Origin of the sequence: Bacillus sp. FSL R12-0074 (genome assembly GCF_038005725.1) — a bacterium.
GTDB lineage: Bacteria > Bacillota > Bacilli > Bacillales > Bacillaceae_G > Bacillus_A > Bacillus_A mycoides.
This window is the reverse complement of sequence record NZ_JBBOTR010000002.1, coordinates 79,628-93,397: the sequence shown is the minus strand read 5'-3', so window position 1 is coordinate 93,397 and position 13,770 is coordinate 79,628. Positions and strand designations below refer to the sequence as shown.

The following is a 13,770-nucleotide window of genomic DNA, read 5'->3' as shown; positions in this document are numbered from 1 at the left end:
GAAGAAATCTTCATGTGTTAAAAGAAATTAATAATTTATAGAACAAAAAAATGAGATAAAATTTGTGTTTTGGGGGTACTGTAAAATCTTAGCTTGATGGGCATGGGGTCACCATATCAAAAAAAGAAAATTGTACGTTTAGACACAATTTATAGTAAGCAACAGCTAGTCTATAAACAAGCCATTTCTACAATTGCTACGTAATACATACTGGATGTATGTAAATATTTCTCAATATTATACTATTACTATATTAACTATAATATAAGTAATTCTTTTTATTATTTATATTTTGTTATTCCCTGTTGCAGAATCCTTAAGATATTAAGGATTCCTTTTTTTATCAAAAAAATACAAAGAAAAAAGATAAGATCGGGAACACGATCTTATCTTTAGTACAAGGAGTAAACAAAAGGAAAAATCATCATATTTTTATTATAATTTATTTTTTGTTAATTTTGAATATTAAAAGCATAATTAACAAGTATATCAATATTGAGAAAATTATTACAAAATTAGCTATAAATGATTCAAAACCCGAATGTAAACTTTTACCAATTAGTTTACATTCAATTCCTTGATTTTAGTGACTTTATTACAACTTACCTATTTTCCTCAAAAACGGCTAGAAAAGTATACATTCAAAAATGCATAAATAAAGAGATTACAAAACCTATTCGAAGTAAAAAACTACTTAATTGAAATGATCTAATTAATCAAAAATCTCATAATTATGATAATATATTATTTAACAGATGTTAAAAAGGAGGACATAACAATATGACTGATTCTAAACAAAAAACACCCCTTTGGGAATGGTTTGCTTATCTTGGAGCAACCGTAACAATTATAAAACTTGTATATACATATTTATTTTAAAATCAAACTGTAGCTTGTGAACTACTCGCCACTTAGCAAAGCTTGAAGTGGGAGCTTCTCAGTTCCACGACGAAAGTAACCTTTCGTCTCCCTGAGCGTTACTTCGGGGTGTTCCACCCCTAGATGTCCAACGCTTGGACGCTCTCTTGGTACGGTTGATATTTTACGCAGGAACCGAATGGCTTGGTTTTCGCACTCTATTTTCTTCCTGCAACCTCCTATATCAAGTTATCAAAGAACTTCATATAGCTAGTTTATCAAAAGTTTTTGGCTATGCCAAACCAAAATTCATCTCCCACCTACCGTTGGGCTATCGCCCTTCACACGCTTGAGGAAGGAGAATTCTTTCGGTAAATTCGTTAAAAATGTTTGTAAAGCTTCTAGAGGTTATATCAACTTGCATTTTATTTGCTAGCATACCATTTAGCTAACCACTCATTCTATTTATCTTTTTGAATAGTAATGGAAAATATAGTGTTTTTATCAGGCTTGTCAGTAAGACATACGGATGTATCATTAACAGATAAATATTGTCCGTGGTTATTTTTTAAAGAGAAGCTTTCAAATCCATAATTAACAAGTGTCCATACTTGTCCATAAGCGCGAAATCCTGTAACGCCCACCTCACCATTTGCAGATGTAAGATAGGTTGCATTTGCTTCTATGTACACCTTGTTAGATCCTTTTTCAATTGGAATAATTGCAAATATGCTCCTATCTTCTGGGATCCAATTAGATGAAGCAGAAATATTCGTACTATCCTCCCATGTTCGCAAGACGTTATCCCTGTTTCTAATTTTCACAGAAATAGAAGAACATTCTTCATTTTTATGCTGTGTAACGACAGCGAGCTTATGTCTCTTTATCTCAGCAAGCTCATCAGAGGTATAACTAAAAATTCCAGATGCTTTTACTGGATTCGAAGTTATCGTTGCGAGTTTTCGCTTCTCTCCTGGTAGTGCATGAAAAAGTTTCATTAGGTCAAAAGAAGCATTACCTGGTTTTATATTTGGAAATTCCTGTTTAATATATTTTAGAGCTAAAGGACCATTCATTTGACCACTATTGTCACTTTTTAAGTAATATGTTTGCCAATTCGTCAGCGCAATACCAGTATTTCCTCCATCTAATTGTTTTTGTGTAATATAATACATATCATGTTCATATAGGTCTGAGGCATCAGGATTTAAGTCCACTATGATACCAGCTTGCTTAATCAGAAGTTGTTGACCATGTTTTATCGTTTTATATTCAACTTTCCCATCTTTATAGAAAAGTTTAATTCTCTTAGAAAAGTTTTGGTTTTTATAATAATCATACACACTAATACCAAATTCTCCTTTGTTAAAAGTAGGAGCTTTGTAAGCACGATTTTCATTGTTAGCTGTATAATCATTTTTAGCACTTTGTTCGGATAAAAAGATAACAAAAGGCTCTTTTAAAAACGAATCATAGGTATCACCAAATGTTGTAACAATCGTTGCGAACGTATCAACGTCTGCTTTCGCTTTATGTTTTGTAAATGGGTTCAAGCTGAATACAATCCCCATCGCTATTCCTACAGGGGGGATTTTTTTTATACATCTCTTTATCTTTTCCTTCATGGATGTGCTCCTTACTTTCTAATTTATACTGTTTCCAACATATTTAAATTAACATCGGTAAGTTTATTTTAATTTAAATAACTCTCAAAAGTCTTTCGTAAATGTTACAAAACCCTTTCATTGCTTCTCATACAAACACTTCAGGACTCTTGCAAGTAATTTCTTAAACTTGGAAATACCGATAGAAATAAAAGGATTGATACATAAGTAAACCACCGATATATCTTATTAAGTTAAAAATTGAGACCCAAAAAACAAGAAAGGTTGGCATTTTGCCAGCCTTTCTTGTTTACTACTTCATTCATTTTACAAATAAAAATTTTGTTTTGGGGATACTTAAAAATCTTCGCTTAATGAGCATGGGGCCAAGCTGAAAAAATATAGAATATCGAAAAAATCAAAATCTTATAATATATTAATGTAAGACTTTTGTAACATTTATGAAAGAAATTTGAAAGGTTTTTAAACTAAGATGAATTTATAAATATTGATTTTATATTTTAAATCAATATACGACAGTATTTATATGTTTGTTTTTTACAGTGTTACATGTAAGCAATCTAGGCTCAATCTTACTAAGAGAGGACAACAAAAATGAAGAAAAAATTTAAAACAATTGGAATTGGAAAGAAAGTAATTCCTACTGCAGCGGCATTAGGTATTCTTTTTTCTGTCGCTCCTATTGCAGAAAACAAAGCTAGCGCAGGGATAGGTACGGTAATAGATATAAGTATTACTGTATTAGGTGCTGTAGCAAACACTTATGAAGCACTTGGAATAAGCCCAGGGGATCGAGACCCTGGCACTCACATTGATGTATATGCAGAAAACGAAACTTACCAGGCTCCTAGTTTTACATCTGGGGAATTTAATATTTCCATGTATCATACACAAGGTGATTCGAATTTTCTTAAACCAGTTAAAGTACGCTATCCAAATGGAAAAATTGAAATTCATCAACTAAGATCTGGGCAGCAGCTTAAAATTACTGAAGCAGGTGCAATTATAGATTTAAACCCTAATGCAGCAAATGTCTCAGAACACGATCTTCTTTACATTACACAAGCACAATTAGACGAAGGAAAGACTGGAGTTGTGATAAATCAAGGCCAACATGCATTTGTAGAAAAAGCATCTGGTAAAAACCCAAGATTTCTTGGTCCACTTTACAAAAAATATTCCGGCGACTCCTTTGGTGATTGGACGGTGATTGCTAGAAATTCAGATTACCTATTTGATCAGATAGCAAATAAATTATCAGATGAGCAAAAACGATTGATAACATTGACTTCAAAGCCAGTAGATAAAGATGTCCTTGACAACTATGTTAATAATGATCCTAAAGCTCGTGCAGATTTTTATGATCGATTATCAGATATATTGGCGGAGCGTACTAACGTCCTAGAGACATCTATGACACTGCCATTCATTACACTAAATGACGGTAAACCTTATCAAATTATCCCTTATAAAAAAGGAACGAATAAAGTAATCGTAAAAACAGGTTCAAAATATCTTTCAGGAAAAGAAGGAAACGGACTTCAATATTCCGATTCGCTTAGCGATGATGAAGTGTTTGAACTTGTTCAGATAGGAAATTCTAACGATGGTAAATTTCAGTTCCGTTTGAATAACAAAAATGGGGTAAGTTTGGCTGGTAATCAATATATTTCTCAATTTGGTACTGATTGGAGTTTCAAATCTGAAATTCGTTTCTCTGATAAAAGCAACAATGAAATTAACAATTGGTTAATAGAGTGGTATCCGGGTAAAGAAAACGAGAGACAGAAGTATGATGAAGTACAGGCTGTAGCTGATGAAAAAGATTCTACTAAATGGATTGCAAAAGATTCCTCTGGAAACGTGATAAAGAACAGTTGGATAAACCGAGGTAATGGGTATTCCTTTACAGATGCTGAAGGAGTCATTATGACAGGCTGGCAAGAAATTAAGGGGAAGACTTATTATTTCTCATCGCCTTATGGCTACATGGTTACTGGAAATGGAAGTGATTCACTGATTGAGGATAAATACTACCACTTTAATGATGACGGTGTTTTACAACGATCAACCTGGAAAGGAGATGACTATGCCGATGCTTCTGGAGCATTCGTTAAAGAAGGTCTAAAAGAAGTGGATGGTAAAATTTATTACTTTCAAAATTACAATGTAACTAAAAATGAACTACGTATGGAAGATCGAGAGGTTATCCTTCACTTTTCCGACAAAGGTGTGCTTGAGAGAGTCTCTGATCTAAATGGAAAAGTTATAGACAGCGTTGTTAATGTTGGGTTGGACAACAAAACATTATCATTTAAGCATGACGGTTCGCTTTATAAAACAGGGCTCAACAAAAGTGAGAACCTACTAGAATATTATAGTTTAGAAGATGGAGTTTTCTATACCGGTTGGAAAATGATAGACGGTAAAAGATATTATTTCACAAATGGTCGCAATTATACGTTCAATAATTATGAAAACATTGACGGAAAAAAATATTATTTTCATGAAGACGGATCAGTTAACCGAGCAGGATTTGAAAAAATCGACGGTAAGCTATACCATTTTGACAATAACGGCGTAGCACAAACGGGCTGGCAAACTATCGATAATAAATATTATTACTTCGATGAAAATGGGGCAGCTAAAACAGGATGGTTCCAAGTTGGTGGTGGATATAGACCTATACCTCTTGCATACGGATACCTTTGGTATTGTGCTAGAGAAGATGGTTCACTTTATTCAGACGGTTGGTTTAAAATCGACGGTAAAGATTATCACTTTGACCAGTGGGGACATAAAATGTAAAGTAATAACATAAAAATAACAAGGGAATGCTTGTATGCTGATATGTACTGCATTCCCTTGTTGTATGTATGCTATATTTAGCTCGAAACGACAAAAAAATATTGTACGTTAAGGGAAAATTTCACATACAAAAAAGACGATTCAAGTATAAATGAATAATAAGATTATAAAAAACGAAAATAAATTTTTAGAGATTATAGGAGTGTGTCAGCAATGATCGTAACAACAACTAATACTATTCAGGGTAAAGAAATTATTGAGTATGTGGACATCGTAAACGGTGAAGCAATTATGGGTGCAAATATCGTACGCGACATCTTCGCTTCTGTTCGTGACGTTGTAGGTGGCCGTTCTGGTGCTTATGAAAGTAAATTAAAAGAAGCTCGTGACATTGCGATGGAAGAAATGAAACAACTTGCAACGCAAAAAGGAGCAAATGCAATTGTTGGTATCGATGTAGACTACGAAGTGGTTCGTGACGGAATGTTAATGGTTGCGGTAAGCGGTACAGCAGTACGTGTGTAAATAGATAGAATGTGGATTTTTCTATAGCTTTTATGCATTTTCTATAAATATAGATGCATTATGTTTATGAACAAATCACAAAACATAAAAAAGGAAGAGAATTTTTATAATTCTCTTCCTTTTTTATTTACGAGAAATTTCATATTCATTAGCTGTTTAGTTCATCGGAAAATGCTGTAGAATGTACCTATTCTATTATAACAGTATAAAACATGGTTTTAAGATGTAATATTGCATATCAGAATGTGTTGATATATATATAAGTACTTACTATAATGAGAGCATAAAGATAAATCACATCTTAGCAACAACAAAAGAGGAGGAAATAATATGACAATCGCAATGACAATTTTAAAATTTATAGGTGGAGCACTTCCATTAGTTCAAGAACTTTTAAAAGCATTTATGTAAGTTCACTATTTAGCAACTATTTATAAATAATTATCATACCTTAATACAAAAAAAGGAAGGGGTTGAATTTTTTGAAAATTATAAAAGGTGTTAAAGGAATCAAATTATTAGCATGTTTATCAATTGGCTTATGCACTATTAATTATTCTTCTATTTCCTTCGCTGAAACAAAAACAAGTAATTCAGCTGATGCAACAAAAAAAGCTATTAACATTGATACTGGCATAGGAAATCTTAAGTATAATAATCAAGAGGTTTTAGCAGTAAATGGGGATAAAGTAGAGAGTTTTGTTCCGAAAGAAAGTACAAATTCAAATGGTAAATTTGTAGTAGTGGAACGTGAGAAAAAATCACTTACAACTTCACCAGTCGATATTTCGATTATTGATTCTGTGGCTAATCGTACTTATCCAGGAGCAGTACAACTTGCAAATAAAGCTTTTGCAGATAATCAACCTAGTTTGTTAGTAGCTAAGAGAAAACCTTTGAATATTAGTATAGACTTACCTGGCATGAGAAAAGAAAATACAATTACTGTTCAAAATCCTACATATGGTAATGTGTCTGGAGCAGTAGATGATTTAGTATCTACTTGGAATGAAAAGTATTCAAAAACACATACGTTACCTGCAAGAATGCAGTATACAGAATCTATGGTGTATAGTAAATCTCAAATAGCAAGTGCTCTTAATGTTAACGCTAAATATCTTGACAATTCACTGAACATTGATTTTAAAGCGATTGCAGATGGAGAGAAAAAAGTGATGGTTGCGGCATATAAGCAAATCTTTTATACCGTAAGTGCAGAACTACCTAACAATCCATCAGATCTTTTTGATAATAGTGTTACGTTTGATGAGTTAACTCGTAAAGGGGTAAGTAATGCGGCTCCGCCTGTTATGGTGTCAAATGTAGCTTATGGTAGAACAGTTTATGTAAAATTAGAAACATCATCTAAGAGCAAAGATGTACAAACTGCTTTTAAAGCCTTAATTAAGGGTCAAGGCGTTGAAGCGAGTGGACAGTACAAAGATATTTTTGAAGACAGTACCTTTACCGCTGTAGTATTAGGCGGAGATGCAAAAGAGCATAACAAGGTTGTTACAAAAGATTTTAATGAAATCCGAAATATCATAAAAGATAATGCAGAATTAAGTTCTAAAAATCCAGCATACCCAATTTCATATACAAGCACTTTCTTAAAAGATAACGCAACTGCGGCTGTTCATAACAATACAGATTATATTGAGACGACAACTACAGAATATTCTAGTGCTAAAATGACGCTTGATCATACTGGTGGATATGTTGCTCAATTTGATGTATCTTGGGATGAATTCTCATATGATCAAAATGGCAAAGAAGTACTAACCCATAAAACTTGGGAAGGAAACGGCAGAGACAGAACTGCTCATTTCAATACAGTCATACCACTTCCATCGAATGCAAAAAATGTAAAAGTCGTAGCAAGAGAATGTACAGGTCTTGCATGGGAATGGTGGAGAACAATTATTAATGAACAAAATGTTCCATTAACAAATGAAATAAAAGTTTCAATTGGAGGAACAACATTATATCCAAATGCTAATATTAGTCATTAATTAAAGCCTAATATATGTCCGAAGCGCCCTGTAAACAGGGCGCTTTTTTACTTGGTCGCAAGTATATCGGTGCTTTTTCAAATATATCATACTCCTCTAATTGGCCTCACCATACATGCCCATCAACTTAAGAAAAATAAATGCCCCAAAAACGAAAAAATGAGCTGACTTCTCAGAGTAACTATCTGTAGAGAAAGCAAATTTTCATTTAGGGGGTCTATGAAAACCCTAGCTTGATAGTGATGTGGTGGTACCCCATCGCTATCAAGCTCACAAAACAAAATACCACCCCCTATTAATATTCAAATGGCATATCAGAAATAACCTGTCCTTTCTCTTCTTCATGATCTTCATCACATAATGCCACAGCAGGTATAACTAATCCTTTCGTTAACCAAAACGCTATCATTTCTTCGTTGCTTTGCATGTTTTTCACCTCGTGCAATCAATAAAATACTATATAAAGATAAAACATTTTATGTGATTATGTCAAAAAAAGAAAATTGTACGTTACGTCACATTTTAAGGTGTTCGCTGTACGTTAAGGCAATTTTCCCGTTAAATAAGGGTTATTTGGTGCTGGAAAGTCGATAATTATTAAAATATTAACAGGAATGGTTCTTCCACTAATAGGGAAAGTAAATAATTGTTTATAAAGGTATACCTTTATAAACGATTGTGTATTTTTTGTGGTAATTGCTAAATTTGATTATTATTATAGAAGTGGTTTGAATTTTTAGAAATTTAAACCACTTCTATAAGGGGGAGTAATACATCGTCACCAAGCTAAGGTTTTGAAGTACCCCCTAAATAAAAATTTTATTTCTCTATAGTTAGTTATTTTGAGAAATGAGCTCATTTTTTTGTACGATACATTTTTTAACTAATTTTGGTTAAGTTATTTTCAAAGAGGTTATTGCTAATTCAATGGTTATATTTATATATCACTATGTCTGATTTTAAAAATAGAAATTTCTTAAAAACTATATGTAACTTCTTTCTGAAAGGAAGGGTATTATCAATTGAAACCGTATGAAAAAATACCTGATGAATCTATAAAATCTTTACAGGATTTAATGCAATTACTAAAAAAATCTAAAGATTTTATAACATTGGAAATCGCTTCAAACAATTCCTCTATAGTCATTTCATATTTTAGAACATTAATCGATGCAAATATATTCCATGAAGAGGTTTTAACTTATATAAAGGAGCGGAGCTTCGATTCATTACAAGATATTCAGTCTGTCTTACCCTTTGAAAATTCAAAAATAACAAATCAAATGAAAGATATTCAGGAAAGTATTTTAAACGGCTATATGCTTATTCAGTTCGATACAGATAAATTAAATGGCTTGTTAATAAATGTGTCAAAGAAAGAAAAAAGAGATATTACAAAAGCTGAAACTGAATACAATATCGTGGGTCCACAAATCGCGTTTGTTGAAGATTTAGATGTAAACTTAAATTTAGTACGTAGAAAGCTTCCAACACCTTATTTACAAATGAAGGAATTGAAAGTAGGCTCTCTATCTAACACAACCGTTGCAATTGTATTTATTGAGGGAATTGTAAATGATCAAAATCTACAAGAAATTATAAGACGGGTGAGTCAAATAAAAACAGACCATGTTTTGGATAGCACGTATTTGATTCAGTTAATTGCGGACAATCCAAATTCTATATTTCCTCAATTTTTGAATACAGAACGTCCAGACCGTGTAGCAGCCGTATTGGCAGAAGGGAAAATTGCACTTTTTGTAGATGGCTCACCTTATGCCATCACTCTTCCAACAACATTAATTGATTTTTTTTCTACGACAGAAGATTACACCATGCCTTGGATTATTGCCTCTTTTTTTCGTCTATTAAGGCTATTTGCTTTTATGTTTTCTGTCTTAACGACTCCATTATATGTTTCGATCTTAACATATCATTACGAGCTGATTCCAAAAGAACTTCTTGAAACGTTAATCATATCGAGAAGTAAAGTCCCTTTCCCTCCATTAATTGAAGCACTTTTTTTAGAAATCACAATTGAATTACTGAGAGAAGCGGGGGCGCGTTTACCAACTAAAGTGGGTTTAACTGTCGGTATAGTAGGTGGTATTGTAATTGGACAAGCATCGGTAGAAGCAAGTCTTACAAGTAACGTACTTATTATCATTGTTGCACTTTCAGCTCTTAGTTCATTTACAGCACCAATATATCGAATTGGTAATACAATTCGAGTAATTCGTTTTCCTTTTATAATATCTGCACACCTGTTGGGCTTATTAGGAATTGTTTTAACAAGTTCTTTCCTTTTAGCACGCTTATTACGTACAGAATCATTAAAACGTCCTTATTTGTTCCCTTTTTACCCTACACGCCCTACAGATTGGAAAGACAGCATTATACGTATGCCAATCTCAGCGATGTTCCGACGTCCAATTTTTTCAAGATCTAAACAGCGTTTTCGTTTTAATCCAGAAGAGGTAGAGAAAAATAAAATCATATCACGAAATGATTTTGATGATTGAATTTAACAGGGAGGAGCATTATGAAACAGATCCCAATTGAGTATCAAGTCTCTCCATATATGGTATTTTTTTTAATTATTACTATACAGATGGGGGTTGGTATGCTTGGTTTTGAAAGGATTAGTGCAAAATTAGTTGGAAATGATGCGTGGATTAGCACGCTACTTTTTGGAATATCTGTTAATCTTATGATTTGGATCATATATCAGATTTTAAATCAGGGTAATGGAGACATCATTGCAATCAACCAAAACGTACTTGGAAAATGGATTGGTGGATTGTTCAACTTCATTTTTTTATCCTATATTGTATTGTTAGGTGCAACAACACTACATACTTATATTGAAGTAGTACATGTTTGGATGTTTCCTTCAGTTTCATCTTGGGTTATAGCTGGAGCTTTTTTAGGCTTATGTTATTACATTGTGACTGGAGGATTTCGTGTAGTTGCCGGAATCGGCTTCTTTGGAGTCGTTATCCCAAGCATTCTAATCTTCACATTTTTTTATCCTTTGCAGTATGCAGATTTCCGGAATTTATTTCCAATTGCACAGCATTCATTCCTAGAAATTATGAAAGGAATGAAAGGAAATATGTTTAGTTTTTTTGGATTTGAAATGTTATTGTTATACTACCCATTTATTAGAAAGGCAAAAACGTCTCAAAAATATGCGCACTATGCAAATTTAGTAACGACTATTGTCTACACATACCTTATGATTTTAACTCTTGCGTTTTTTAGTGAAAAACAACTCGCGAGTGCGATATGGGCATATTTAAGCATGATTAAAATTATACAGTTTCCCTTTATAGAGCGGTTTGAATACATTATTGTTTCTGTTTGGGCTTTTTTTATATTACCTAACGTTTCCTTTACATTATGGGGAGTAAGTCGTGGTATAAAAGAGGCGCTGGGAATAAAGCAAAAATATGTTTTGCCAGTTATCATCGTATTCATCTTTGTTTTATCATTTTTCTTGAATAACCGTAATAAAATTAACTTATTAAATACTTGGACAGGTCAAATTGGCTTTGTATATATATATGTATACCTACCTGTACTATGGCTAATTCAAACCGCCAAAATAAAGTTAAGGAGATAAACATGAAGCGATGGATACTTTTCCTTATATTAAGTGTCTTCTTAATAGGTTGTGCTAAAACAAAAATTGTGGATGACATTGATTTAGTTCAAGTTGCGGCATATGATACTGAAGCAGAAGGTAAGCTAAAAGGAACCTTTGCGATTGCAGCTTATAAAGGAGGCGGTGAAGGTGAAACGAAAATCTATTCAGCATCAGGCCAGACTGGTAGAGAAGTTCTTGCAAGAGCATCCGAAAAATCTTCTGGACCTCTAGAGTTGGGTCAATTGCGTGTTATTATATTTAATGAAAAAATAATTGAAAAGGGAATGCAGGAAATTTTAGAGACTTTGAACCGAAATCCTAGTGTAGGAAATGCAATTTATTTAGCAATTACAAATGTAAAAGGGGAATCACTATTAAAGGGGAACTATTCTAAAGAAAAAGAAATTGCTTCCTATCTATCCTCTTTACTGGAGCAAAATATGGACAATGGAACGCAACCAAAAACAAATTTTTTTATGTTTTTAAATCAACTTGATGATGATGCGAGAGATTCTTATTTACCGATGATATCTAAAAAAGGTAACGTGTTGGAGTTAAATGGAATAGCACTTTTTAAAAGATGTAAAATGGTTGATAAAGTGAACCCTAAAGATTTATTTGTATTTAAATTGTTGACAGATAATTTTAAACAAGGTACATACCAAGTCAAACTACCTAGTTCTTCAAATACTTACGCTACAATAGAGAATATAAAGGCTAGAACAAAATATAAGATGGAGGGGAATAGTAAGCATCCATTCGTAAATGCTCATATTCAAGTTAAAGCTGAAATTCAAGAATTTACAAAAACAAAAAATCTAGATAATCCTAAAGAAATAAAAAAATTAGAAAAAATTATGGAAACAGAAATAGAAAAAAAGGCAACTACATTGATAAAGAGATTTATTAAAAAAGACACAGATCCTATAGGACTTAGAAAACTTGGTAGAACTCACGTAAGAAAATGGAATAGCCAAGAATGGGAAGAATCCTATAAACATTTACGTTTTCGTGTAACAGCAGATGTAAAGATTACCCAATCCGGTGTTACAGAATAAATACGTCCTCATAAGAGGGGAAATTTTCAATAAATAAAATTAGTCTCATAAGAGACTAGGGAGAAGAGAAACTATTAACAAAGCATCTTAATGTTTATAAGATGCTTTGTTAATAGTTTTTATACCTGTATAGCCGTATCACTTACGTAATCATTAGATCACTTCATAATCTACACCAATTCTAACAATTATCTTGAAGTTTTCGCACCAGAACCCTTTTTATTTAGTACGTAGAAAAATATAATTAACTTCCGTTAACGATAATTATGTAAATGAGCTGTCCAAATGGACGGCTTATTGTATTTTTTTCTTAGCGTGGTTTTTTTCCGAAATGCTGGCGTTACCCCAACTAATAAAGCAAAGCCGCCACCACAACTACTACAACTACCACCAAATCCCATTTTAATCTCTCTTTTGAGTAGGAGGGGAAAATTAAGGTCACTCATGTATTTTAATGGATTCACTTTACCTTATGTTTTTAAGGTTTAATTGAGCAGGTCCTTTTGGAAATAAAGAAAAGACACCCTAAGGTGCCTTCCTCCGACTTAAGAATCACATCTATGTATTGAAGAAATTTAGAAAAGATAAATACAAAAGGAGGTGCTTCTAACTATAATTTATAGATGTTTATTAAAGATCTCCTGATTTATGTAGAGCGGCCGTTACTTCATCACCGAAAGTATTTAAAGAGAATGTTTGCTCTTCTATTGGATCCATTTCTGTAGCTTCACCTATCTTGCCTTCTTGAAGTTCCCAGAAATAGTTATGTTCTTCTACGATTTTACTAAAATCTCTATTTACCCATCTTTCAGTGATTGCTAATAGTTCTTCTTTATTCTTAAAATCATTTTGGTTTAGAATGCTTCTTACTTTTACTGCATTCTTTTTAGACATAGGAGTTGCTCCCCGTCCGTCATTCACTTTTACTTTTTGATGAGTCATGCTATGCATAGCTGAAATAACTTCTTCTTCAGTAGAACTTTTAGTGATGTGAAGTTGTGCATTTGAACCTTCAATTTCTGCTTCATTCGATGGTGGTGCTTCTTTATAATCAGACTCTGCAAAAGCATGCTGCTCACTACCCATTGGTACTTCAGCAAACTGTAACATTCCATAAGTCATACCAGCCGCAAGTACTATTACCCCTATAATCGATCCTAGCCAATACGTTAGCTTCTTGTCCATATTCACTTCCCCTATCTACATTTTAATATTTCATATAAATAATACTATAT

General features: G+C 32.9%; 10 protein-coding genes. 6 read left to right on the top strand and 4 right to left on the bottom strand.

The annotated features are described in order from the left end of the window. Nucleotides 1–1,319: 1,319 nt before the first annotated feature. On the bottom strand, nucleotides 1,320–2,483 hold the full coding sequence (locus tag NSS97_RS28260) for a hypothetical protein (RefSeq protein ID WP_078214684.1): 1,164 nt from the start codon (nucleotides 2,481–2,483) through the stop codon (nucleotides 1,320–1,322). A 594-nt stretch (nucleotides 2,484–3,077) separates the two neighbouring features. Here NSS97_RS28260 and NSS97_RS28255 point away from each other — a divergent pair. The 3 genes from NSS97_RS28255 to NSS97_RS28245 all read left to right on the top strand — a co-directional run bounded on the left by NSS97_RS28255 (nucleotide 3,078) and on the right by NSS97_RS28245 (nucleotide 7,828). Then, nucleotides 3,078–5,291, top strand: coding sequence for an N-acetylmuramoyl-L-alanine amidase family protein (locus NSS97_RS28255; protein WP_341114862.1), 2,214 nt, complete (start codon nucleotides 3,078–3,080; stop codon nucleotides 5,289–5,291). A 213-nt stretch (nucleotides 5,292–5,504) separates the two neighbouring features. Next, nucleotides 5,505–5,816, top strand: a complete 312-nt coding sequence (locus NSS97_RS28250) for a heavy metal-binding domain-containing protein (protein ID WP_000637487.1) — start codon at nucleotides 5,505–5,507, stop codon at nucleotides 5,814–5,816. A 473-nt stretch (nucleotides 5,817–6,289) separates the two neighbouring features. Continuing rightward, entirely contained in the window at nucleotides 6,290–7,828 is a 1,539-nt protein-coding gene (locus NSS97_RS28245) for a thiol-activated cytolysin family protein (protein WP_016127956.1), read from the top strand. Nucleotides 7,829–8,123: 295 nt separating this feature from the next. Here NSS97_RS28245 and NSS97_RS28240 read toward each other — a convergent pair whose 3' ends face one another. After that, nucleotides 8,124–8,255: a hypothetical protein gene (locus NSS97_RS28240; RefSeq protein ID WP_002187955.1), complete on the bottom strand. Its 132-nt coding sequence runs from the start codon at nucleotides 8,253–8,255 to the stop codon at nucleotides 8,124–8,126. A 595-nt stretch (nucleotides 8,256–8,850) separates the two neighbouring features. Between NSS97_RS28240 and NSS97_RS28235 the strand changes: the two genes are divergently transcribed. From NSS97_RS28235 to NSS97_RS28225, 3 genes are read left to right on the top strand one after another with little or no spacing between them, the layout of a single operon-like run. Beyond that, complete coding sequence (locus tag NSS97_RS28235) at nucleotides 8,851–10,350, top strand: spore germination protein (RefSeq protein ID WP_078214582.1); 1,500 nt, start codon at nucleotides 8,851–8,853, stop codon at nucleotides 10,348–10,350. A 20-nt stretch (nucleotides 10,351–10,370) separates the two neighbouring features. Next, a complete protein-coding gene (locus NSS97_RS28230) occupies nucleotides 10,371–11,453 on the top strand; it encodes a GerAB/ArcD/ProY family transporter (RefSeq protein ID WP_016127958.1) in 1,083 nt (360 codons plus the stop codon). A gap of 2 nt (nucleotides 11,454–11,455) precedes the next feature. Next, nucleotides 11,456–12,535 (top strand): Ger(x)C family spore germination protein, encoded by a 1,080-nt coding sequence (locus tag NSS97_RS28225; RefSeq protein WP_078214583.1) that lies wholly within the window; start codon nucleotides 11,456–11,458, stop codon nucleotides 12,533–12,535. 254 nt (nucleotides 12,536–12,789) lie between these two features. Here the strand turns inward: NSS97_RS28225 and NSS97_RS28220 are convergent, their stop codons facing one another. Both NSS97_RS28220 and NSS97_RS28215 read right to left on the bottom strand, forming a co-directional pair. After that, a complete protein-coding gene (locus NSS97_RS28220; RefSeq protein WP_158089221.1) occupies nucleotides 12,790–12,936 on the bottom strand; it encodes a hypothetical protein in 147 nt (48 codons plus the stop codon). A gap of 229 nt (nucleotides 12,937–13,165) precedes the next feature. Beyond that, nucleotides 13,166–13,720: a PRK06770 family protein gene (locus tag NSS97_RS28215; protein ID WP_078214584.1), complete on the bottom strand. Its 555-nt coding sequence runs from the start codon at nucleotides 13,718–13,720 to the stop codon at nucleotides 13,166–13,168. Between the last annotated feature and the right edge of the window lie 50 nt (nucleotides 13,721–13,770).

Bases quoted from the DNA above. Each gene is read 5' to 3' on its own strand.
- NSS97_RS28250 (WP_000637487.1), top strand. From the start codon at position 5,505: ATGATCGTAACAACAACTAATACTATTCAGGGTAAAGAAATTATTGAG.
- NSS97_RS28255 (WP_341114862.1), top strand. From the start codon at position 3,078: ATGAAGAAAAAATTTAAAACAATTGGAATTGGAAAGAAAGTAATTCCT.
- NSS97_RS28240 (WP_002187955.1), bottom strand. From the start codon at position 8,255: ATGCAAAGCAACGAAGAAATGATAGCGTTTTGGTTAACGAAAGGATTA.
- NSS97_RS28220 (WP_158089221.1), bottom strand. From the start codon at position 12,936: ATGGGATTTGGTGGTAGTTGTAGTAGTTGTGGTGGCGGCTTTGCTTTA.
- NSS97_RS28225 (WP_078214583.1), top strand. From the start codon at position 11,456: ATGAAGCGATGGATACTTTTCCTTATATTAAGTGTCTTCTTAATAGGT.
- NSS97_RS28260 (WP_078214684.1), bottom strand. From the start codon at position 2,483: ATGAAGGAAAAGATAAAGAGATGTATAAAAAAAATCCCCCCTGTAGGA.
- NSS97_RS28215 (WP_078214584.1), bottom strand. From the start codon at position 13,720: ATGGACAAGAAGCTAACGTATTGGCTAGGATCGATTATAGGGGTAATA.
- NSS97_RS28230 (WP_016127958.1), top strand. From the start codon at position 10,371: ATGAAACAGATCCCAATTGAGTATCAAGTCTCTCCATATATGGTATTT.